The sequence below is a fragment of the Woeseia sp. D3-10 genome (assembly GCF_055809415.1).
Map to the genome: position 1 here is coordinate 3476278 of NZ_JBVVTW010000007.1, position 23118 is coordinate 3499395.

Sequence of the window (23118 nt, forward strand, 5' to 3'; positions counted from 1 at the left end):
CAGTTTATGAGCGATTTCAGCAGATTTGACGATATTGACCCTACAGAAACCCGTGAGTGGCTAGAATCCATTGATTCGGTTCTGCGCACACACGGCCCGGAACGAGCTCACTACCTGCTGAATCAGATGATCGACTTTTCTAGGCGATCGGGGGCCTATCTGCCCTACAGTCCGAACACGGCATACCTGAACACCATTGCGACCGGCCGTCAGCCGGAGTATCCGGGTGATCGTTCCATAGAACGCCGCATCGAAGCGTACATACGCTGGAATGCGATGGCCATGGTGGTTCAGGCGAATCGCAAGAATTCAGAGTACGGCGGCCATATTTCGAGCTACGCGTCATCAGCAACGCTATACGAAATCGGTTTTAACCATTTCTGGCGCGCGCCGTCAGATGGCCATCTGGGGGACATGATTTTCATGCAGGGGCATTCGTCGCCCGGTATATATGCGCGTGCTTATCTGGAAGGAAGGCTGGACGAAGCCAAGCTCAATCGGTTTCGCCAGGAAGTTGGCGGTGACGGTCTGTCCTCGTACCCGCACCCCTGGTTGATGCCGGACTTTTGGCAGTTCCCAACGGTGTCGATGGGGCTTGGCCCGATGATGGCGATTTACCAGGCGCGCTTCATGCGTTACCTCGAGAACCGGGAAATGATTCCGGCGAGTGATCGCAAAGTCTGGGCATTCATGGGTGATGGCGAAATGGACGAGCCCGAGTCGATGGGCGCGATTACGATGCCCGTGCGGGAAGGGCTCGACAATCTGGTTTTCGTCGTCAATTGCAATTTGCAGCGCCTCGACGGTCCGGTACGCGGCAATGGCAAAATTATTCAGGAGCTTGAAGCGGCATTCAGCGGTGCAGGCTGGAATGTCATCAAGGTCATATGGGGCTCACGCTGGGACCCGCTGCTGGCGAAAGATCACAACGGTACATTGCGCCGGGTAATGGAAGAGTGTGTCGACGGCGAATACCAGAACTTCAAGTCCAAAGGCGGCGCGTACGTTCGCGAAAACTTCTTCGGCAAGTTCCAGGAAACCGCCGAGATGGTTGCGAACATGTCGGACGACGAAATTTGGCATCTGAATCGCGGTGGCCACGATCCGCTCAAGGTGCATGCAGCGTATGACGCCGCGGTCAATCACAAAGGTCAGCCAACGGTAATTCTCGCCAAGACAGTGAAAGGTTTTGGCATGGGCGCAGCGGGCGAAGGCCAGAACATTGCGCACCAGCAGAAGAAGCTGGATGTTGAAGCGCTCAAAGCGTTCCGCGATCGTTTCAATATTCCAGTGTCGGACAAGGACATCGACAGCGTTCCGTACTGCAAGCCGTCGCCGAACAGCGATGAGATTGAATACCTGCACGAGCGTCGCAAGAAACTCGGTGGTTATCTGCCGCAGAGGCGCATGAAGTCCAAGCCACTGCCTGTCCCACCGCTGGAAATGTTCAAGTCTCAGCTTGAGGGCACCGGCGAGCGTGAGGCGTCCACGACTATGGCGTTCGTGCGCATCCTGTCCTCGCTGATACGCGACAAGCAGATTGGCAAACACGTCGTACCCATCGTGCCCGACGAGGCACGTACGTTTGGTATGGAAGGAATGTTCCGTCAGGTAGGCATCTATTCATCGAAAGGTCAGTTGTATACGCCTCAGGATGCGGATCAGCTGATGTTCTACCGCGAGGATAAGAAAGGCCAGATCCTCGAAGAAGGCATCAACGAAGCAGGCGCATTCTGCTCCTGGCTGGCAGCGGGTACTTCGTACAGCAATCATGATGTACAGACAGTGCCGTTCTATATTTACTACTCGATGTTCGGTTTTCAGCGCATCGGTGATTTCATCTGGGCCGGTGGGGATTTGCAGTCGCGTGGATTCCTGATCGGTGGTACGGCGGGGCGTACGACGCTTGCGGGCGAGGGCTTGCAGCATCAGGACGGTCACAGCCTGGTGATGTCGTCGACGGTGCCGAATTGCGTGTCCTACGATCCGACCTACGCCTATGAACTGGCAGTGATTATCCAGGACGGTATGCGACGGATGATCGGCGAGCAGGAAAACGTTTTCTATTACATCACCTGCATGAACGAAAACTACGTGCATCCGGCGATGCCGAGTGGCGTCGAGGACGGCATTCTGAAAGGCATGTATTTGCTGCAGGTCGGCGACCAGGGGCAAGTTCGGCCGCAGTTGATGGGGTCGGGCACTATTCTCCGTGAAGTAATCGGCGCTGCCGAGTTGCTGGAGAAGGATTTCGGTATTCCCTCGGACGTCTGGTCGGTAACCAGTTTTAACGAGTTACGTCGCGAGGCGCTTGCTGTAGAACGCTGGAACCAACTGCACCCGGAACACCCGAAGAAGAAAACCTACGTGGAAACCTGTCTTGCAGATCGGAAGGGTCCGTATATAGCCGCGACTGACTACATGAAGATAGTGCCGGATCAGATTCAGCGCTGGATACCCGGGAGCTATGTAACGTTGGGAACGGACGGATACGGCCGTAGTGATGCGCGCAAAGCTTTGCGTCAACACTTCGAGGTTGATAAGCGCTACATCGCCGTAACTGCGCTTAAAGCGTTGGCCGACGACGGTGCGCTCGACCAGAAGACCGTGTCTCAGGCAATCGAGAAATACGGAATCGATCCCGAGAAGCCCGATCCGGTTACGTTGTAACTGAAACAAGAAATTTTGTAATTGGAGTAACTGAGTGTCGGACAGTACAGACATTATCGTTCCGGACATTGGTGATTTTTCTGACGTAGAAGTCATCGAAGTCCTGGTATCCGCCGGAGACAAGGTAGCGCGCGAAGACGGCCTTGTTACTCTGGAGACGGACAAAGCCACAATGGACGTGCCAGCGGCAGCGGACGGAGTAATAGAGTCGTTGTCCGTTAAAGTTGGCGATCGCGTGTCGAGCGGTGACACGATCGGCCGGATGAAGACTGAAGCGGCGACCAGTGATGCAGACGCTGCCGAGGCGAGCACTGAATCAGCAACGCCCGAGGCCGGCAATGGCGTTTCTGTTGATGCCGCCGACGATGGCGCGGAAGACGATGCGGCGGCGGGTGGTGAACAATCGGTCGTCGTACCCGATATTGGTGACTTCGCGGACGTAGAAGTTATTGAGGTTCTGGTCAGTCCTGGCGACGAAATTAAAGTCGACGACTCTCTCGTCACGCTTGAAACGGACAAGGCCACAATGGACGTGCCGTCCACGGTCGCCGGGACTGTGAAGTCGGTCAGTATTTCAGTGGGTGACAAAGTGTCTGAAGGCGCGGTTGTGGCCGTGATTGATGCTGTCGCCGGTGCGCCAGCCAAGAGCGGGCAGCAGGAACAACCGCAACAAAAGGCACAGAAATCAAATACGGCACCTGCCGTTGCAGCACCAGCAGCGGCTGCGCCGCTTCAGTCGAACGTCCCTCGTGAACTGCCGCCGATCGAAGAGGCCGGTTTCTCGCAGGCGCATGCCAGCCCTTCGGTGCGCAAGCTCGCACGCGAACTGGGCGTTAATCTGGTACAGGTTAAAGGCAGCGGCGAGAAGAAGCGCATCCTGCACGACGACGTCAAAGCGTTCGTCAAGAGTGTCCTGAGCGGGCAGTCGAGTGCTGGTACCGGCTCGTTGCCGAAAGTGCCGGTCGTTGATTTCGCGAAATTCGGCGAGATCGATCCGCAGCCGCTCACGCGTATACAGAAAATATCGGGGCCACGTCTGCAGGCCAGCTGGATCAATCTGCCGCACGTAACGCAGCATGATCTGGCGGACATCACCGAACTTGAAGAGCGTCGCCAAGCACTTAAAGGTGCGGCGAAAGAACGCGGCATTTCATTGACGCCACTGGCCTTCATAATTAAAGCCTGCATCGGCGCATTGCAGGAGTTTCCTAAGGTCAACGCATCGTTGTCAGCAGACGGCAGTGCGCTGGTGTACAAGAAGTACTATCACCTTGGATTCGCGGCGGATACTGATCAAGGACTGGTCGTGCCGGTGATCAAGAACGCAGATAAGATGGATGTCTATGAATTGGCGGAGCAGCTCGGTGAACTGTCGCGTGCGGCGCGCGATGGCAAGCTGAAGGGAGACCAGATGCAGGGCGCAACATTTACTGTGTCCAGCTTGGGCGGAATTGGTGGCACTGCATTTACGCCGATCGTCAACGCACCTGAAGTGGCGATACTTGGTGTATCGCGCTCTAGCATGCAGCCGGTGTGGAATGGCAAAGCGTTCGAGCCGAAGCTGATGCTGCCGCTGTCATTCTCTTATGATCACCGAGTTATCGATGGCGCCTACGCGGCGCGCTTCACCACCTTCCTGTCGAAGGCATTGACGGATGTCGATGCAATGCTGGAAGCGATCCCGTAACAACGCAGGCCAATTCGAAAACATGAGTAAAGACAAGACCCTAACCGTTCCTGACCTTGGCGATTTCGCTGATGTCGAAGTCATTGAAGTCCTGGTCAAGGTCGGCGATGCCCTGCAAGTGGAAGACCCGGTCGTAACGCTGGAGACGGACAAAGCGACCATGGACGTGCCGGCCACTGAGGCAGGCACTGTCAGTAAGTTGCGGGTCAAGGCTGGCGATCGCTTGTCGCAAGGCGATGCCGTGCTGGACTATGTTGCGGACGGCTCAGGTTCAAGTCCGGATTCAGATGCTGCTGACGGTGCTGACGCAAGTCCGGCCGCTGCAGCACCAGCGGTACAATCGCCGCGCGCCAAACCGGCAGCAGCTGGTGATGCAACACATACAACGGAACTGGTTGTAATCGGTGCGGGTCCTGGCGGTTATACGGCTGCATTTCGTGCGGCAGATCTCGGTATGAACGTGACGCTGGTCGAGCGTTGGCCGATATTGGGCGGCGTATGCCTGAACGTCGGCTGTATTCCTTCGAAGGCACTGCTGCATGCGGCAAAAGTTATCGATGAGGCTGAGGCGATGGCGGGCCACGGTGTGCAGTTCGGCAAGCCCAAGATCGATGTTCTAAGACTGCGGGACTGGAAAAACGAAGTTGTTGGAAAGCTGACTGGCGGCCTAACGCAACTAGCGAAGCAGCGCAAAGTCAAAGTGGTGCACGGCGTCGCCAGTTTCCAGTCGGCCAATCGGCTTGAACTCGACTCCGGCGAATCCATCGATTTCGAGAAATGCATAATTGCGGCCGGCTCAGAGAGTGCGATGATTCCTGGCCTGCCCGATGACGAACGTATCGTCGACTCAAGCGGTGCGCTGGAACTCGATCCGTTACCCAAGCGCATGCTGGTGGTTGGCGGCGGAATCATCGGCCTGGAGATGGCCTGCGTCTACGCGGCGCTGGGCACCAAAGTCAGCGTGGTCGAGCTTACCGATACCCTGATGCCGGGAACCGATCAGGATCTGTTGCGACCGTTCCGAAAAATCGTCGACAAACGCTACGAAGCGATCATGCTGGGCACAAAAGTGACCGGCATGCGTGCAACTACGCCCGGCATTGAAGTGAGTTTCGAGGGCGACGGTGCACCGGACAAAGAAATATACGATCGGGTGCTGGTTGCTGTCGGTCGGCGCGCGAATGGCGACAAGCTTAAGGCCGAGAACGCCGGCGTGAATGTCGACGGGCGCGGCATCATCAAGGTCGATAAACAGATGCGCACCAATGTGCCGCACATATTCGCCATTGGTGATCTGGCCGGCGGTCCCATGCTGGCGCACAAGGCCACTCATGAAGCCAAAGTTGCAGCAGAAGTTGCGCATGGCGCGAATGTCGCGTTCGATGCTCGCACGATCCCGTCAGTGGCCTACACGGACCCGGAAATCGCGTGGTGTGGTCTGACTGAAACCGAAGCGAAAAAAGACGGCGTCGACTTCGAGAAAATTCAGATTCCGTGGGCCGCCAGTGGTCGTGCTCTGTCGCTCGGCAGGTCTGAAGGTTTTACCAAACTGTTATTTGATAAAACGTCGGGACGTGTTCTTGGCGGCGCCATCGTCGGACCGAATGCCGGTGATCTGGTTGCGGAGATCGGCCTCGCGGTAGAAATGGGCGCGGATGCGGCGGACATCAGTCTGACTATTCACCCGCATCCAACGCTGTCGGAAACCATTGCCTTTGCGGCCGAAGGTTTCGACGGCTCGCTGACCGATTTATACATGCCGCGGAAAAAACGCTAGTCAACTACGGCCCTGGCTGCCACGCACTGTCGTTTTCGAATCAAATGCGTACGGCCGTGCTGTCAAGCCAGCGCGCGAACAGGTGGTCCAGACTCAGCTTGCCTGCGCCTGTGAAAAACAGGGCCAGCAACATGACGAAGTAGGTGATAGCCCATTCAATGCCGTTGTTCGATACGACGAAATTGCCGGCTTCTGTCAGCCAGTCGTAGTTGCCGTGTTCGCGCAGCAGGTCTTTAGCCTTATCCAGTCGCTGCATGGCGCCGTCAATATCCGCGCCTGGAAACGGGCTCTGTGCATCCGCAACCGCCTGCCAGCCGTTTGCCCAATGAACCTTGAAAGCAGCGACCAGCATCGTGACCATCAACGGAATCGCGAACCAGCGAGTCGCGAGTCCGAGCAGCAAAGCGACAGCTCCCAGCACTTCAGCACCAACGGCGAGGTATGCCATCAGGGTCGGGAATGGCAGGCCAAGGCCCCAGTCAGAATTGCCGAACCAGGCGATAACGTTGTCCATACCTGCCAATTTGTTAGTGCCGGCGATCCAGAACACCGGAACCAGATAGAGCCGCAATGCGAGCGGGCCCAGAAAATCCACGGCCCGGGTGGTATCAAGCAAGCCGCGTAAGCGATTCATGATAGTCAGCATAGTGGCTCTCTCTGTCAGTTGAGGGGGTGTTGATACAACGTCTGCGGAGTCAGTCCGGTTCGCGGACTGTGCCCAGCAGTATTCCGGCCGTGCGCATGTCTTGCAGCGCCACAGCACCGTGTTCGAGCAGTGCGTTCTGGTCGGAATAACCGATTTCCTGAGCGAGACCGAGAATGATCTCCCGGCCACTGCGCTGCTCTGGATTGTCAGTGATCAGTTCCAGCAGGCGCGCGGTAACGGGATTGAGTTCCATGAAACCCAGCTCATCGTCGTCTTTGCGATAGACGGACAGAAACGTTGCTTGCTCCGGCGCTTCGTCTGGCTGGTAGGCCGTGTCGATCCGGTGAACCGGAAACTGGTAGGCAAGGGTCCAGGCCAGTACGGACTTGATCGGAACGCCCTGCAGAAGATCTCCGTCGCTGTCTATTCGCGACAAGTCATTGCATTCATCACTAACGGACAAGGCGAGTTCCGCCCACTCGTAATGCGCGAGTTCGATAAGGAACGGTGGGTCATCTTGCGTTAGTTCGTATTCGTCCTGGAGAAACGCAATGAACTCTTTCGGAATTTCCAGAAAGTAGGGCGTCTGCGCCTGGTGGCTGATCATGAATGCGCGAACCAGCCGCCGCCAACCGCTGTCCCCGTAGAGCGCCTTCAGAACCGGGAACGTACTGCCGAGCAATTTAAAGAGATTGTTGAAAAACAGTTCTCTGTAGATCGCCATGCGACGGTCTTCAATGGCGTCCGGTGCCGGTGCCTGTTCAGGGTTACGAATATGCGCCGCGAAGGCGTACTGCTTTTTCTGGAATGCCGGAATGTCAGCCATGCTGGCTACCTGCCGGTTCTGCCGCATCGAGGTTAGCGGCCTGCATGTCCCTGATCGTTTGCACCTCGGCGTACAGCTCGGCAACCGGTGGGAAATTAAAGTCCCGCTCCAGCAGTGTTGGTACCGGACCGAAATGTTGGTAGGCAGAACGGAGCAGTTTCCAGACCTGGTCATCGACGGCATCGCCGTGCGTGTCTACGCGCAGGTCCTCGGCTTCGACGTAGTGACCCGCAAGGTGAAAGTAGCGCAGACGTTCCGCGGGCATGGCACGCATGAAGTCCAGACCGTCATAGCCGTGATTGATGCTGTTCACAACGATGTTGTTAATGTCGAGCAGCAGGTCGCAGTCAGCTTCTTCAAGCACGGCCAACGTGAACTCAGTCTCCGTCAGTGTCGAATCGACAGGGGCGTAGTAAGAAACGTTCTCTATCGCCATACGACAGCCCAGAATATCTTGTGCCCGGCGTAGGCGTGCCGCGACGTAGTGCACGGCTTCTTCAGTGAACGGTATGGGCATCAGGTCATAAAGCTGCCCGTCGTCGCCGCAATAGCTCAGGTGCTCGGAGTATGACTGAATGTTGTGCTCTTTCATGAAGTCGCGCACATCGCGCAGCAACGCTTCATTGAGCGGCGCAGGTGAGCCGATGCTGAGTGAAAGACCGTGGATAAGAAACGGGTAGCGTTCAGTGAAGTAGCGAAACTTCTTGCCGAGTTTGCCACCGACATGAATCCAGTTTTCCGGCGCGACCTCCATGAAGTCGACGTTGCTCGGCGGATTCGACATCAACTGATCGATCAGCCCGCGACGCAGTCCAAGTCCGGCTCCGGAAACAGGGTAAGGACTCGTCGTGTTGGGCATGTTACGGGTACTCCCGGTTGCAGTACGCATCGATACAATTGACCTGCGAACAGGTGAGATTATTACAGAGACAGGCTGGCGCTCGGCAGGTTCAGCGCAATAGTTGCCTTAGCCGTTCAATGTAACGTTGTTCATCAGGCGCAATGCCATCACGTTGCGCTTCCCACAAGGTTTCTGCCAGCGCATCGATCATGCGGTGCTCTGCATCGTGTGGGTCCTTTGCGAGCCGACGAATCTGCTCGGCAAGCTGGCGCACGCCACTCGGCCGGTCGGTCTGCAGCTGATCGCGAAGCGCAAGATGTAAGCCCATGTGCAGAAAGGGATTTACTTGACCCGCTTCAGGCATAAAGTCAGCGTCAACCGCGTCCTGCCGGACGTGTTTGTGGTACTCCGGATGGTCTTCCAGCACCGCAGCAATCTGTGCCTCCAGTGGGCTGACCGGCTGTTTGTCCTGAACCTTTTGCCAGGCGTCGATATACATCTGGCGCAATTCGTTGCGGTCCTGACCGAATATCATTAGCTGCCTGCCAATACGGTTTTGCCGCGGTATTCGCAGAGGTCGTTAATGACGCAATCCACGCATTTCGGTTTGCGCGCAATGCAGGTGTAGCGACCGTGCAGGATCAGCCAGTGGTGCGCATCCAATCTGAATTCGTCCGGAGTGAGTCGAGTCAGTCGTTTCTCAACTTCCAGTGGCGTCTTGCCCTTGGCCAGGCCGGTGCGGTTAGAAACGCGAAAAATATGTGTGTCCACGGCAATCGTTGGCTCACCGAAGGCGGTGTTAAGAATTACATTCGCGGTCTTGCGACCGACGCCCGGTAGTGCTTCCAGCTCTTCACGCGTACGTGGGACTTCACCGCCGTGCTCTTCAACAAGTAAACGGCAGGTCTTCATGACATTGCTCGCTTTGGTGTTGAACAGACCGATGGTCTTTATGTAGCTCTTCAGTCCGTCCAGACCCAGCTCGATAATGGCGGACGGCGTATTGGCCACCGGATAGAGTTTATCTGTTGCCTTGTTGACGCCGACGTCAGTGGCCTGTGCCGAGAGTATGACTGCGATCAGCAGTTCGAACGGCGTACGGTAGTTAAGCTCGGTCGTTGGCTTGGGATTTTGCTCGCGTAGCCGCCGGTAGATTTCTGTGCGTTTTTCTTTATTCAAGGTGTGCTACTGAGTGCTGTGAAATTGACGAGTGGCCAGCGTTTGCTGGTTACGCTGCGCGCGGCGTTCATCGGCTATGTTTTTCAGCGCAACAGCAAGTCCCAGGCTGAAAAACGCACCGGGCGGCAGGATTGCCAGCAAGAATCCGCCATCGAACAACGTCAGGCCCGGCATCACTTCACCGCCGAACAGCATGTCGAGGCGGGCCAGGATCGTCCCTTGTCCAATAAGTTCGCGAAAGGCGCCGAGCGCGCATAACAACAGCGCAAAACCGCTGCCCATGGCCAGTCCGTCGGCGAGGCTGGCGCCGACCGGGTGGCGAGAGGCGTAGACTTCAGCCCGCGCGACAATCGCGCAATTGGTCACTATCAACGGTATGAAAATTCCCAATGAGCGATCGAGCGCGGGTAGCCAGGCCTGGAACAAAAGTTCGATACAGGTCACGAGGCTCGCAATAATCAGAACGTACATCGGAATGCGGATTTCGCTGCGTATGAAACGCCGGGTTGCGGACACGAGTACGTTCGATGCGCTCAGGACAAGGAGTGTGGCAATACCGAGCCCCAGTCCGTTGACGAAGCTGGTGGTTACGGCAAGCAAAGGGCACAGGCCGAGCAATTGCACGAGGCCGGGGTTCTGATCCCACAAGCCGTTGCGCATCCTTGTCAGCAACGTATCACTCATTCGTCAGCGTCCTCTGTCACTTCTTGTCGGAATACGTCGTCCTTGTGTGACTCGAAGTATACCAAGGTCTCTTTGACGGCTTTGATAACGGCACGCGGTGTGATGGACGCGCCGGTCAACTGATCAAACACGCCGCCGTCGCGCTTAATCGCCCATTGCTCTCGTCCAGGTTCGCCCAGTGATTTTCCCGGGAATTGTTCGACCCAATCGGACTTCGTGGATTCAATCAGGTCGCCAAGCCCGGGTGTTTCCCGGTGCTCCAGTACCCTGACGGCGCTCAGGCTGCCGTCGACGTCGATACCGATCAGCAGCCGGATAGGGCCAGAGAAACCATCGCGTGCGGTGACGACGAACAGGGCAGCGACCGGCTGCTCGCCGTTGTAGACACGATAAACGGAAATCGGGCCATTGCCAGGCAGTTCGTGCGGCGGTTCAATTTCTATTGCTGACTTCGACAATTGACTGTCGTAGTAAAGACCGCCAAGTGCCGGAGCAAGGCTAGCCTCGAGAAACGCCTGCCGATTGTCCTCGATCCGATCGACAGTTACTCGGTGAGTCCAGGAAACCAGGAGTGTGCAAACGGCGGCCAGTACGGCAAGTATCACGCCACTGCTCCACACGGATGCCTTGTTATCGTCGGCTGGTGTCATTCGCTCTGGCCGCGCTCGCGCCGTCGTGGGTGCCCAACGATTCTTGGCTTGGTGAAGTAGTCAATGGCCGGTACGGCGAGATTCATCAGTAGTACAGCGAACGCTACGCCGTCCGCGTAACTGCCCCAGCGACGAATGGCGAAAATCATGAAGCCAACTCCAAAGCCGTACACCAACCGGCCGCGAGTGCTGGTTGCCGCGGACACCGGGTCCGTGGCAATGAAGAAGGCGCACAAAATGGTGCCGCCGCTGAACAGGTGAAAACCCGGTCCCGGGCTGATGCCAGGCTCGATGAAGTACATGACACCTGCGGGTATTAACAATCCCATCAGGACCGCAACGGGTATGTGCCAGCGTATGATTTTCTTGAGCAACAGCCAGGCGCCACCGATCGCCGTAAAGTTGGCAATCCACTCCCAGCCGCGGCCACCAAAATCGCCCATGCTGGGCAGGGCCTGAATTTCGCTGAAGGTACGCATGTTGTTCAGCCCGGCTTTCACCGTATCAAGTGGAGTCGCACGGCTGATGGCATCGAAACTCAGGTAGTCCGGTAACGATCCGGTCAGCGTGTAGCGGACTGTTTCAAGCACCGTAAGGTAGTGATAGTCGAGATCACCCATACGCGGCTGTGTCCAGAGGTTCAGGTACATGGGAAAGGCCACCATAACCGCGACGTAGCCGGCCATCGCCGGGTTGAAAATGTTGAAGCCCAGTCCGCCGTACAAGTGTTTTGCAATCACTACCGCGAACAGCGCGCCCGTTGCGGTTACCCACCAGGGTGTCAGTGCCGGCAAGGCAAAGACCAGTAGCACGGCCGTGACCATGGCGCTGTAATCGCCCAGCGCTGTCTCTACTGATCGGCCACGAATACGCATCATCGCGGCTTCGCCGAGTGCACAAAACAGCGCGGCGATCATCAGGTTCAGAATGAAGCCAGGACCGAAAAACCAGACATAGGCCAATGCAGCGGGCACGAGCGCAAGCAAGACCTGGCGCATGATGGCGGCCACGTCGGTGGGCGGCGTGACAAACGGAGCTTCGCGGCGTTCGAATTCCATACCGCTATTCTTCCTTATCCGCTGACGGTTTGCTTTGCCCGGCGCGCTTGAGCATGTCCTTAATGGCGTCCGGGCCGACTTTCTGCGCGGTGCGCTTTTGCGCAGCCAATTGCTGATCACGCTCCGCTTGCTCCCGGCTCAGGCGCTCATTGCGGGATTCGAATCGTTGCCGGGCGCGTTCGGCTCGAGCTTTTTCATCAGCGAGTTCACGCACGCGGCCCTTGGCCTGGCGAAAATCCGCGGTCAGGGGAATGTGACTGGGGCAGACGAGGTCGCAACAGCCGCATTCGATGCAATCCGTTAGCCCGTATTCGCGCAGCTTTACTTCGTTGTCGGCACAGGCGTACCAGAACAGTTGTTGCGGTAGCAGCTGTACCGGGCAAACTTCCGCGCATTCGCCACAGCGAATGCACGGTGATTCGCTGCCGATCGACGGCGGTTGTGAAAGTACCAGCACGCAGTTCGTTGCCTTGACCAGCGGTACCTGGTCATTGCTGATCGACTTGCCCGTCATTGGGCCGCCTATGACCAGTGTGGCTGCGCGCTCTGTGTATCCGCCTGCGGCTGCTGTTACGGCGGACAGCGGTGTGCCGATACGTGCAAGTACGTTGCAAGGTTCTTTTATGCCGTCACCGGTTACGGTGGTCACGCGGGATATCAGAGGCTCGCCCAAATTGATCCAGCGATGCACGGCGGCCGCCGTGCCGACGTTCTGAACAACACACCCAACATCACTTGGCAGACCGCCACTTGGCACTTCCCGGTTGGCAACCAATTGCACGAGCTGGTCTTCACCGCCTGACGGATAAATCGTCGGTACCTGTTTTAGTACGAGGCGCGGATCGGCAAGCTCCGCCAGCGCACTGCCGATGCTGGCAATTGCTTCCGGCTTGTCACTTTCGACGACGACAAAGCAGCTGGCAATGTCGAGTGCGTGCATGATGACCTGCGCGCCCTTGACCACATCGCTGCCAAATTCCCGCATCAACATGTCGTCGCAGCTGATATAGGGTTCGCACTCGACGCCGTTCAGAATCAAATGTTGCAGGGGGGCAGTAATGGCCTGCATCAATTTCTGCGCGGTTGGAAACACCGCGCCGCCCAGGCCGACGATGCCGCCGAGCATGATTCGCTGCAGCAAAGTCTCGCGACTGAGTTCGCGAAAATCGCCGATTTTTTCGTTGCCTTCGTATGCGCGATCTTCACCGTCGCACTCGATGATGATGCAGGGCGCTTTGTCACCCAAACGTCTTGAGACCGGCCAGGGTTCGATCGCGATGACCTTGCCCGACGACGGCGCATGTACGGGTGCACTGATTACGCCGTCGGCCTCCGCGACGGTCTGTCCCTTCAACACGGTCTCGCCAATGCTGACAACCGGCTGTGCAGGTTCGCCAACATGCTGTGCCAGCGGCAGTATCAACTGGTCCGGGAGTGGCAATCGCTTGATGGCCGCGGTCGTCGAAACGGCTTTCTCGCCTGGCAGACGCAAACCGCCGTGCAATTGGCCAAGGTCAAATGTCGGCGCGCTCATCGCGCGTCCACCATGCTGATGCAGTCCACCGGGCAGGGCGGCAGACACAATTCGCAGCCTGTGCATTCGCTAGCGAGTACGGTATGCATGAACTGGTGCGCACCGACGATGGCATCGACAGGGCAGGCGTCGCGGCAATGCGTACAGCCGATGCACAGCGATTCGTCGATAACAGCCAGTGAATGCTTCATGTCACTGCTGGGCTCGGTCGCCAGCGGCAGGGGCTCTTTACCGAGGAGCCCGGCAAGTCTTTGTACTGTCTCGTCTCCGCCAGGCGGGCACAGATTGATGTCGGCTGCTCCGCTGACGATGGCGTCGGCATAAGGACGGCAGCCGGGATACCCGCATTGAGCGCATTGTGTTTGCGGCAGCAGACCGTTGACAGTATTAACGAGGTCGTTGCTGTCAGCGGGCAGGCGGCGTGCTGCCACGCTGAGCACAAGGCCCGCAAATAACGCGATCGCGGTTATCAGCAGTACCGCTAACCACATGAGACACCTGTGCTCATCATGGTCGTGCCATGCCGGAAAAGCCCATAAACGCCAGCGACATCATGCCAGCGGTGATCAGGGCGATAGCGGTGCCGCGGAACGGCAAGGGTACGTCGGCGGCTTCAAGTCGCTCCCGCAATGCGGCGAACAAAGTGAGGACCAGCGCGAAACCTGCGGCGGCGCCGAAGCCGAAGAACAGTGCCTGCAAAAAGCCCGTGGCCTGCTGCACGTTCAACAGGGCTACGCCCAGTACGGCACAGTTTGTCGCAATCAGCGGTATGTAAATGCCCAGCACCTGGTCCAGCAGCGGGCTCAAACGTCGTACCATGATCTCGGTGAACTGCACGCTTGCGGCGATGACGAGAATGAACGCAATGGTCCGCAGGTACTCGAGCCCAAGGGGCTTCAGCGCATATTCGTGCAAGAGGAAGCTGACTGCGGCAGACAGTGTCAGTACAAACGCCGTTGCGAGTGACATGCCGAGCGCTGCCTCGAGATTCCGCGACACGCCCATGAAAGGGCAAAGACCCAGAAAGCGCACCAGCACAAAGTTGTTGACCAGTACGGTGCTGACGAGAATAAGGATGATGTCTGTCATAGTCTGACGACGATGCGCCAACGGCGCAGCGGCTGTTACGAACCGGTCACTATTGTAGTGCTTATGTTCGCGCGCGTCGCCTGCGCTTACTTGACCCGCATGCCCGGTTCAGCGCCGTCGTCCACGGACAGCAGGAATACGTCCTTGCCGCCCGGGCCTGCGGCCAGCACCATGCCTTCAGAGACGCCAAAACGCATTTTCCTTGGCTGCAAATTGGCGACAGCGATGACGTGACGGCCAATCAGTTCTTCCGCTGCATAAGCTGATTTTATGCCCGCAAACACGTTTCGTTCGCCTTCACCCAGGCTCAAGGTCAATTGCAGGAGTTTATCGGCCCCTTCAACGGCTTGCGCTTTTTCAATGCGGGCGACCCGCAGATCGACTTTCATGAAATCGTCGATCGTGATCATGCCGTTGTCCGCCGGAGTTGGCGCCGCTGCCGGAGTTTTTGCGGTGTCTTTGGATTGTTCAACCATAGCCTTAATCTGCTTGTCTTCGACGCGAGTTAACAAGGGTTTGAATTTCCGGATGGTGGCGCCCAACAGCGGTGTCGTTGCATCGTCCCAGCGCCACGCCGGTTCATTGAACATCTCCCGCGATTTGCCGGCGAGATCCGGTATGACCGGTGTCAGGTAAATCATCAATGTGCGAAACAGATTCAGGCCCTGCGTGCAAACGGCCTGAACTTCGTCTTTAGCCGAGGCGTCTTTCACCATGAGCCACGGTTTTTTCTGTTCGATGTAACGGTTCGCCTGATCAGCTAAAGCCATGACAGAACGCATGGCTTTGGAGAACTCGCGGGCCTCGTAGGCATTGGCGATGGTCTCGGCCTCGGCGACAAATTCGGCGAACAGTGCATCATCGTCCAGCGAGGTCGAAAGTTGACCGGCGTAGTTCTTGCTGATGAAGCCGGCGCAGCGACTTGCGATGTTGACCAGTTTGCCGACCAGGTCGGAATTCACACGGGCGACGAAGTCCTCCAGATTGAGGTCGATGTCTTCCATGCCTGAACCGAGCTTGGCAGCGTAGTAGTAGCGCAGGCAGTTTGGGTCAAGGTGATCCGCGAAGGTCCGCGCATTTATAAACGTACCGCGCGACTTCGACATTTTCTTGCCGTTGATCGTCAGAAAGCCGTGTGCGAACACGCTGCTTGGCGTACGCATGCCAGAGCCTTGCAGGACCGCAGGCCAGAACAGGGTGTGAAAATAGACGATGTCCTTGCCGATGAAGTGATAGACCTCGTGCTGACTGTCGGCTTTCCAGTAGGCGTCAAAATCAAGATCGTCGCGACGCTTACAAAGGTTCAGGAAGCTCGCAACGTAGCCCATAGGCGCATCGAGCCAGACGTAGAAGTACTTGTTCTCCGTGCCGGGGATGCGAAATCCGAAGTAGGGCGCATCCCGGGAGATATCCCAGTCCTGCAGGCCACTATCGAACCACTCCTCCAGTTTGCTGGTGATGTTGCGATGTAATTTCGCGTCGTTGATCCAGGTTCGCAATTGTTCGGTAAATTCAGAAAGGCGGAAAAAATAATGCTCGGATTCTTTCCAGACCGGTCGGGTGCCTGACAGGACAGAGATGGGATCAATGACCTCATCCGGCGTGTAGGTTGCACCGCAGTTCTCGCAGGCATCACCGTACTGATCCTCAGTCTTGCACCGCGGGCAAGTGCCTTTGACGAAACGATCCGGCAGAAACATGTTTTTCGTTTCGTCGTACGCTTGTTCGATGGTCTTCGTGTAGATATGACCTGCAGCACGCAAGGCTTCGAACATCTGGCAAACGAGTTGTTCGTTTTCTTCTGAATGCGTGGTGTGAAAATTGTCGAAATCGACGTCGAATGCCTGCAGGTCTGCGAGCTGTTCGGCAGCAATCCGCTCAATCAACTGTTCCGGCGTGATGCCTTCTTCGCGAGCGCGGATCATGATCGGCGTGCCGTGCGCGTCGCTGGCGCAAACGTAGGTGCACTGGTGACCACGCAGTTTTTGAAAACGTGCCCAGATGTCCGATTGGATGTACTCCACCAGATGACCCAGGTGAATGGAGCCGTTCGCATAGGGTAATGCGCTGGAGACGAGAATTTGGCGAGGGCTGGCTGTCATGGCTTTCAGGCTGGGTTCCGGCTAAAAGCGGCGATTATGCCACGATGTGGCGCTTCGGATGACAGTTCCGACGAGCTGCCAGTAAGTCTCAGAGTACTGGCGCAGGTCAGCGGGCGGTCTGGGTAATGAATTACTTCTGGTCTTTGACCTGCTGGAACTTCACTTTATTGTTGGCTTGCTGGTAGGCCTCTTTGCCGGACACGAAGCGCCGTTCGACGAGGTCCATCAATGCGGAGTCCATGGTCTGCATGCCGACGGAAGCACCGCTTTGCATGGCAGTTTCCAGCTGATCCAGTTTGCCCTGGCGAATCAGATTGGCCACAGCCGAAGTGTTGACCAGTATTTCCAGCGCAGCGATACGGCCTGGCTTGTGTTTCGTCGGCAGCAATTGCTGCGAGATTACGCCGCGCAGGGAGGTGGATAACATGGTCCGGATATGACTTTGCTTGTCGGCCGGGAAGCTGTTGACGATACGATCAACCGTGGGCGCGGCGCCATTGGTGTGCAATGTCCCCATGACCAGGATGCCCATTTCTGCCGCGGTAATGGCGACACTCATCGTTTCGAGGTCGCGCAGCTCGCCGACCAGAATGACGTCCGGGTCCTCGCGCAAAGCGGAGTGCAGCGCTGATGCAAATGACTCTGCATGGACGCCGACTTCGCGTTGGCTGATAAGGCAACCCTTGCGTTCGTGTACAAATTCGATGGGGTCCTCAACCGTCAGAATGTGGCCCTTCAAGCGCCGATTGATGAAGTCCACCATGGCTGCCAACGTGGTTGACTTGCCGGAGCCGGTTTTTCCCGTCACGAGAATCAGGCCAGACGTTTGTTTGCACAGATTGCTGACGACCTCCGGCATTTTCAGGTCTTCCAGCGACAGGGCCGTGGACGGTATCGCCCGGAACACTGCGCCGACGCCGTTCAAATGGCGCATTACGTTGACACGAAAACGCGAAATCTCAGGGATTTCATAGGCAAAATCCACTGCATCGTCTTTCTCAAAATCACGCTGCACCGTGCCGCTCATGATCTCGTAAATGGCTTCCTTGACAAATTCGGTGGTCAGAACATCCTGACTGAGAGTTTGCAGTGCGCCGTGTACACGGACGCGTGCCGGATCGCCGGAAATGAAATGCAGATCCGAGCTACTGCGCTCGAGAGCTGTCTTCAGGTAAGTGTCAATCTTGTTCAAAGGATCGGAATTCCTGTGCTACGCGTGCCCGGTCAGCTGCCTTCGCCATCGAGTACCGGCAATATGCCGGTGTCGGTTACAAATCGTTTGAACGTGCGCTTGTCACTGGCGTAGCGAATGGCGTCGTCCGGATCGACTTCGCGTGCCTCGATGCACTCCATTAATGCCTGATCCAGCAGTTGCATACCCTGATCGCGTCCGGTTTGAAGCTGGGCAGGAATCTGGTGTGACTGATCGGTCATGATCAACTTGGAAATCGCACGGTTGTTTACAAGTATTTCCAGCACGGCTTTACGGCCGCGTCCGTCGGGGGTCTTCACGAGTATTTGCGTGACCACCGCTTTAAGGCTCTGCGCGAGAAAGCTCTTGGTCTGTTCGCGCAGTTCGCCGGGTTGCGCGTCGATGATGCGATCAATGGTTTTTACCGCACCCGTGGTGTGCAGAGTGCCGAGGACTGAAATGCCCCGTTTCCGCTGCGGTCATCGCCATGGATATGGTCTCGGCATCACGCAACTCACCGACCAGGATGACGTCCGGGTCTTCACGCATTGCCGAGCGAACGCCATCGGCGAAGCTCGTCAAATGCGTGCCCAGTTCGCGCTGAATCACCTGACAGTTCTTGCTGGGATGAACAAACTCGATCGGATCTTCCAGGCTGATGATGTTGAGATTCCGTGTTTGATTCAGGTGGTTGATCATCGCCGCAAGTGTTGTGGACTTGCCGGTACCGGTGGAGCCAGTGACCAAAACCATGCCTTGGTGGTAATCACAGAAGTCGCGCAAAGCGCTCGGCAAATTCAGTGAATCAAGCGTGGGCACTTCATTCGGAATGTAGCGAAAAACGGCGCCAACGCCGCTCGCTTTGCGAAACAGGTTTACACGAAACCGGCCGCCGTCTTCCCCCACGTAAGAGAAATCGAGATCGTGGCCGGTGTCAAAGTGCTCGCGTTGCGAGTCGCTCAAAATTTCCTGTACGTAACTTTCCAGCTCGGTATCGGACAATTCCCGAAATTTGATCGGCATCAGGTCGCCGTTCATGCGCAGCATCGGCGGTACGCCAACGGCGAGATGGACGTCTGAGCAGCCCTGAGCAAGTCCCAGTTTCAGGAATGAATCGATACGTGGCATGAATTCGCACTCACTGTTCTTATTACGTACGCAATGGCACTTGTCAGCATCGCGTAGTGCTGATGCTGACATGGGGCGGGCCAGTAACGAGCTATCCTAGGTGGATTTTCCAGCCAGCACCAGTGCCCTGGTGCACATTTTCTTATAATTCCAGTGAGTTGAGAGCGTCGATCAGGTCGTTCATTGACTGGTAACGCTTGGACTTGTCGACCGACATGGCCTTGCCGACGAGGGCGGCAAAATCATCGGGAATCTTCTTGTTTACTTCCTGGCACAGGCGCGCTTTGCCCTGAACGTGTTGGTACATGACCGACATGTGGTCGCCACGGGAATAGGGCGGAATACCGGTCAGCATTTCGTACATGATGACGCCGATACTGTAAATGTCGGCGGTTTCGTCGACCTTCTTGCCGAGAATCTGTTCCGGTGCCATGTACTTGGGAGAGCCGATGACGTAACCGGTCTTGGTCAACTGCGTGTCGCCACTGCTGGCGGCGGCGGCGACGCCAAAGTCCACGATCTTAAGCAGCGATTCGTTGTTGATAAGAATGTTGGCCGGTTTCAGGTCGCGGTGAATAACACCGGCCTGGTGCGCCACGGCCATACCAGTTGCCATATCCAGCGAGAACTGCAACGCACGTTTGAAGTCCATCGGCTTGTTGTCGACGATTTCACCGCCGAGCGTGTGCGATGGGAAATATTCCATCGAGATCGCGTAGCAACCCTGCAAGTGCAGAAAGTCATAGATTCGGATGACATTGCGGTGCGTGATTTTCCGCGAGTAGCGCAGCTCGTGAACGAAGCGTTTCATCATTTCTTCGTCAGATGAGACGTTCGGGTTCAGGAACTTGAGAATCAAACGCTCGTCGACCACCTGGTCCTGCATGAGCAGTACGGTGCCGAAAGCGCCTTTGCCGATTTTCTCGATGTATTTGTAACGACCGTCTATGACCGTGCCCGGTTCGAGCGTCGAGATATCGAGAATCTGCGGGCCGCCAGCCTGAATGATGCTGTCGATATCCTCGCTCTCGATAAGCAGCGTTTTTGTCTGGTCGACGATTTTTTCGGCGCGCACATTTTCTTCGATAATCGACGGTGAAAAACGGGCATCGATTTCTTTAATTGCGGCGTCGGCGCTATTGATGATTGTCTTGTCACTGGACTGTTTGATCTTTTCAAGCGCATTGCGCACGGTCTCGGCGCGCTTTTCATCGGCCAGATGGGCGATGGCTTTGATGGCTTCGACCTGCACGTCACGCTCGCCCTTAGCGAGCAGTGGGACAATGTGGTCGATAACGTCGTGATCGCCCAGCTTGCCCAGCGCACGTATCAGTACCGTGTCCATCTTCTTGTCTTTACCGAGCATCGCGATCAGTTTCGGCACAGCCTGCTTGCTGCCGATCTGCGAGAGCGCATCCACGGCACGTTCGCGGACCCACCAGTCTGAGTCGTCGGTGGCTACCATGAGCTGCGCAACGGCGCTCTCGTCCTTGGTCGAATTCAGAATTTCGATAGCCGTGCGCCGGATATCTTCGTCTTTGTCATTGATAAGTCGGATCACTGACTGAACCACTTTCGGTCCGCCGATTTCACCCAGTGCATCGCCCGCGCGGGAACGTACCCACCAGTCGTCGTCTTTGATCGCGTCAAGCAGGTGTTTTACTGAATCGGGGTCCGCGAGTTCGTTGAGCACTTCAACGGCGGCACGGCGGGTGTATTCCGACTCGTCTTTCAGTGCCGGCAGCAGATGTTGCACCGTATCTGGGTGATTCATGTTGATAAGGACTTCGACCGCCTTGCCTTGTACATCGAGATCCGGGTCAAGTAATAATTTCGAAACCTTGCGAATATCGACGTCGCCTTTCCGTCGGGCGAGTGCGCCGAGTGCGGCTGATCTCACCATCTTGTGGCCGTCACCAAGCTGCATTTCCAGCGCCTGGTTGATTTGCGTGCCTTTGAATTTTGCCAACAGGCTGATCAGGTGAATCTTGATGACAGGGTCTTTGCCCCCCATGCGATTGATCAGGTCAGGGACGATTTCTTCCGTTGCTATGTCTTCAATAATTTTGAAGAGTGCAGCCTTTTCTTTCGGTTCTAGCTCGTACGCACGCCGCAGCACCTCGTAAACATTCAGGCTTTGCTTGTGCACCTTGAGAATTTCGATGAGTGCCGGTTTCGACACTTCCGGATCATCGAGGAAATCGAGCAGCGCATTGGGGTTGTAGTTGTTGCTGCTGGACAGTGCCCACGCGGTGCCGGAGATTACTCGCTCACCACCGTCCGCAAGACCTTCCCGAAAAAACTTGAGTGTCTTGTCGTTGACGTAGCTGGCGAGGATATCGACGAACACCATCATGTGCGTGCGGTCGCACATCGCGAGCGCATCAATGGTCTTGGGGATTGCTTTGGGGCCCAGGTTTTTTAGCTTTTCGATGCTGCGTTGTGCGGACGGCGAGTCCATATCCTGCTCGGTGCTGAGTGCACTGAGCAGCTGATCGGCTCTGAACCCCCCGAGTAACTTCACCGGCAGCGATCCGCGCACGGCGACATCAATGAGCCGTGATTCTCGTTGTTGGCGATCGAGCGCACCGCAGCGCAGCGGGCAGTACGGATACTTGCACGCCAGTTATTTTTTGCTCTCAGCATCTGTGCCGTAAGTCCAGTGTTGCGTCGCGCCCCGCGGGCGGTACAGGATCAGCGAGGCCGTGGCCCCCCATCGCTGTCTCTGTTTCGTCTTGACGGCATTATGCCACATTGGTCGTCAGGGCCAATGAAGCGGTGTTTACGCCGCGTCCGCGAAAGTGGGGGGATCAATTCGCCGATTCCTTCGCTACAATGTGCGCCCCTTGCGCGGGCCGCTATCGGCAGTGCGCAATTTTACCTAATCCATAACTGTGAAGTGTGACATTGTCGGCAGAAACAGAGCTGAAAGACGCGATTAGCGCCGCGGTAGTACCGGAGATCGGCTATGCGCTGGCCGATGTGGGGCAGGTCCGCATTACTGAATTCGGTGCGTCCCGTGTGTGTATCGACATCAAACTCAGGTTTGCAGCCAGCAAACTCGAGAGTCGTTTGCAGGAATTTGTTACCGACCTTGCGCGACAGGCGGTCGCTGGCGCCCAGATCGCGGTGACGATTTCGAGCAGCATCGTCGCGCACGGCGTGCAGCCCAACCTGAAACCACTGGGGAACGTCCGCAACATTATTGCGGTCGCGTCGGGTAAGGGTGGCGTGGGCAAATCGACAACTGCAGTCAATCTGGCGCTGGCGTTGGCTGCCGACGGTGCTGCCACGGGTATCCTGGACGCCGACATTTACGGTCCCAGTCAGCCCACGATGCTGGGGTTGGCAGGGCAACGTCCATTAAGTGAAGACGGCAAGACGATGCAGCCGTTGACCGCGCACGGAATCGAAGTCATGTCGATTGGATTCCTGATCGACCCGGATCAACCGATGGTCTGGCGCGGCCCGATGGTGACCCAGGCCTTGAATCAGTTGCTGACCCAGACGCGCTGGGGAGACCTGGATTACCTGATTGTCGACATGCCACCTGGTACCGGCGATATCCAGCTGACGTTGTCGCAAAAGGTGCCGGTTAGTGGCGCGGTTATCGTCACCACACCACAGGACATTGCATTGCTGGACGCGCGCAAGGGTTTGCAAATGTTCCGCAAAGTATCGGTGCCGGTGCTTGGCATCATTGAAAACATGAGTACCCACGTGTGCAGTCAATGCGGTCATGAAGAGCCGTTGTTCGGCAGTGGTGGCGGGCAGCAAATGGCCGATACCTATGACCTGGACTTGCTCGGTCAGTTGCCGCTGGAGATGGGTATACGCCTGCAAACAGACAGTGGCCGACCAACGATAGTCTCCGACCCCGACAGCAGCGCGGCCGACGCCTACCGACGAACGGCCCGCCGGATGGCGGCACGACTGGCGATGCAGGGCAGGGACTACAGCAGTAAATTTCCCAATATCGTTGTAGAAAACAGCTAGCGGGCAACCAGCGAGGCGGCCATGACTTGCTGCCAGGGCAAATGCACGCACGCCGTTTC

Annotated in this window: 20 protein-coding genes; 4 read left to right on the forward strand and 16 right to left on the reverse strand. The window is 56.8% G+C overall.

Annotated features, from left to right (window positions below):
- Positions 1 to 6: 6 nt before the first annotated feature.
- The 3 genes from aceE to lpdA are packed head-to-tail and all read left to right on the forward strand — an operon-like array spanning position 7 to position 6134.
- Positions 7 to 2670, forward strand: a complete 2664-nt coding sequence (gene aceE, locus AC0L8N_RS15815; protein WP_473668903.1) for a pyruvate dehydrogenase (acetyl-transferring), homodimeric type — start codon at positions 7 to 9, stop codon at positions 2668 to 2670.
- 34 nt (positions 2671 to 2704) lie between these two features.
- Positions 2705 to 4357, forward strand: coding sequence for a dihydrolipoyllysine-residue acetyltransferase (locus AC0L8N_RS15820; RefSeq protein ID WP_473668905.1), 1653 nt, complete (start codon positions 2705 to 2707; stop codon positions 4355 to 4357).
- Positions 4358 to 4379: 22 nt separating this feature from the next.
- Positions 4380 to 6134 (forward strand): dihydrolipoyl dehydrogenase, encoded by a 1755-nt coding sequence (lpdA, locus tag AC0L8N_RS15825; RefSeq protein ID WP_473668907.1) that lies wholly within the window; start codon positions 4380 to 4382, stop codon positions 6132 to 6134.
- Between the two features lie 40 nt (positions 6135 to 6174).
- Here the strand turns inward: lpdA and AC0L8N_RS15830 are convergent, their stop codons facing one another.
- The 16 genes from AC0L8N_RS15830 to AC0L8N_RS15905 form a co-directional block, all read right to left on the reverse strand.
- A complete protein-coding gene (locus tag AC0L8N_RS15830) occupies positions 6175 to 6780 on the reverse strand; it encodes an HvfX family Cu-binding RiPP maturation protein (protein WP_473668909.1) in 606 nt (201 codons plus the stop codon).
- 49 nt (positions 6781 to 6829) lie between these two features.
- Entirely contained in the window at positions 6830 to 7606 is a 777-nt protein-coding gene (locus tag AC0L8N_RS15835; protein WP_473668911.1) for an HvfC family RiPP maturation protein, read from the reverse strand.
- Positions 7599 to 8465, reverse strand: coding sequence for an HvfB family MNIO-type RiPP peptide maturase (locus tag AC0L8N_RS15840; protein WP_473668913.1), 867 nt, complete (start codon positions 8463 to 8465; stop codon positions 7599 to 7601). Before AC0L8N_RS15840 ends, AC0L8N_RS15835 begins: the two co-directional genes overlap by 8 nt.
- Positions 8466 to 8556: 91 nt before the next feature.
- On the reverse strand, positions 8557 to 8982 hold the full coding sequence (locus tag AC0L8N_RS15845) for a DUF1841 family protein (RefSeq protein WP_473668915.1): 426 nt from the start codon (positions 8980 to 8982) through the stop codon (positions 8557 to 8559).
- Positions 8982 to 9626: an endonuclease III gene (nth, locus tag AC0L8N_RS15850; RefSeq protein ID WP_473668917.1), complete on the reverse strand. Its 645-nt coding sequence runs from the start codon at positions 9624 to 9626 to the stop codon at positions 8982 to 8984. Before nth ends, AC0L8N_RS15845 begins: the two co-directional genes overlap by 1 nt.
- Positions 9627 to 9632: 6 nt before the next feature.
- On the reverse strand, positions 9633 to 10310 hold the full coding sequence (gene rsxE, locus AC0L8N_RS15855; RefSeq protein ID WP_473668919.1) for an electron transport complex subunit RsxE: 678 nt from the start codon (positions 10308 to 10310) through the stop codon (positions 9633 to 9635).
- Positions 10307 to 10960 carry an electron transport complex subunit RsxG gene (gene rsxG / locus AC0L8N_RS15860; protein WP_473668921.1) on the reverse strand — a complete coding sequence of 218 codons (654 nt, stop codon included), beginning with the start codon at positions 10958 to 10960 and terminating at the stop codon, positions 10307 to 10309. Before rsxG ends, rsxE begins: the two co-directional genes overlap by 4 nt.
- On the reverse strand, positions 10957 to 12018 hold the full coding sequence (locus AC0L8N_RS15865; RefSeq protein WP_473668923.1) for an RnfABCDGE type electron transport complex subunit D: 1062 nt from the start codon (positions 12016 to 12018) through the stop codon (positions 10957 to 10959). Before AC0L8N_RS15865 ends, rsxG begins: the two co-directional genes overlap by 4 nt.
- 4 nt (positions 12019 to 12022) lie before the next feature.
- Positions 12023 to 13552, reverse strand: a complete 1530-nt coding sequence (gene rsxC, locus AC0L8N_RS15870; RefSeq protein ID WP_473668925.1) for an electron transport complex subunit RsxC — start codon at positions 13550 to 13552, stop codon at positions 12023 to 12025.
- Positions 13549 to 14043 (reverse strand): electron transport complex subunit RsxB, encoded by a 495-nt coding sequence (gene rsxB, locus AC0L8N_RS15875; protein WP_473668927.1) that lies wholly within the window; start codon positions 14041 to 14043, stop codon positions 13549 to 13551. The genes rsxC and rsxB overlap by 4 nt, the downstream gene beginning before the upstream one ends.
- A gap of 16 nt (positions 14044 to 14059) precedes the next feature.
- Entirely contained in the window at positions 14060 to 14641 is a 582-nt protein-coding gene (rsxA, locus tag AC0L8N_RS15880; RefSeq protein ID WP_068616266.1) for an electron transport complex subunit RsxA, read from the reverse strand.
- 86 nt (positions 14642 to 14727) lie between these two features.
- A complete protein-coding gene (gene metG, locus AC0L8N_RS15885) occupies positions 14728 to 16743 on the reverse strand; it encodes a methionine--tRNA ligase (RefSeq protein ID WP_473668929.1) in 2016 nt (671 codons plus the stop codon).
- A 130-nt stretch (positions 16744 to 16873) separates the two neighbouring features.
- On the reverse strand, positions 16874 to 17935 hold the full coding sequence (locus AC0L8N_RS15890) for a type IV pilus twitching motility protein PilT (RefSeq protein WP_473668931.1): 1062 nt from the start codon (positions 17933 to 17935) through the stop codon (positions 16874 to 16876).
- Positions 17936 to 17967: 32 nt separating this feature from the next.
- Positions 17968 to 18255: a hypothetical protein gene (locus AC0L8N_RS15895; protein ID WP_473668933.1), complete on the reverse strand. Its 288-nt coding sequence runs from the start codon at positions 18253 to 18255 to the stop codon at positions 17968 to 17970.
- A gap of 91 nt (positions 18256 to 18346) precedes the next feature.
- Positions 18347 to 19063, reverse strand: a complete 717-nt coding sequence (locus AC0L8N_RS15900; RefSeq protein ID WP_473668935.1) for a type IV pilus twitching motility protein PilT — start codon at positions 19061 to 19063, stop codon at positions 18347 to 18349.
- Positions 19064 to 19205: 142 nt separating this feature from the next.
- Entirely contained in the window at positions 19206 to 21587 is a 2382-nt protein-coding gene (locus AC0L8N_RS15905; RefSeq protein ID WP_473668937.1) for a HEAT repeat domain-containing protein, read from the reverse strand.
- A gap of 377 nt (positions 21588 to 21964) precedes the next feature.
- Here AC0L8N_RS15905 and apbC point away from each other — a divergent pair, with 377 nt between their 5' ends.
- Positions 21965 to 23059: an iron-sulfur cluster carrier protein ApbC gene (gene apbC / locus AC0L8N_RS15910; RefSeq protein ID WP_473668939.1), complete on the forward strand. Its 1095-nt coding sequence runs from the start codon at positions 21965 to 21967 to the stop codon at positions 23057 to 23059.
- Positions 23060 to 23118 lie beyond the last annotated feature (59 nt).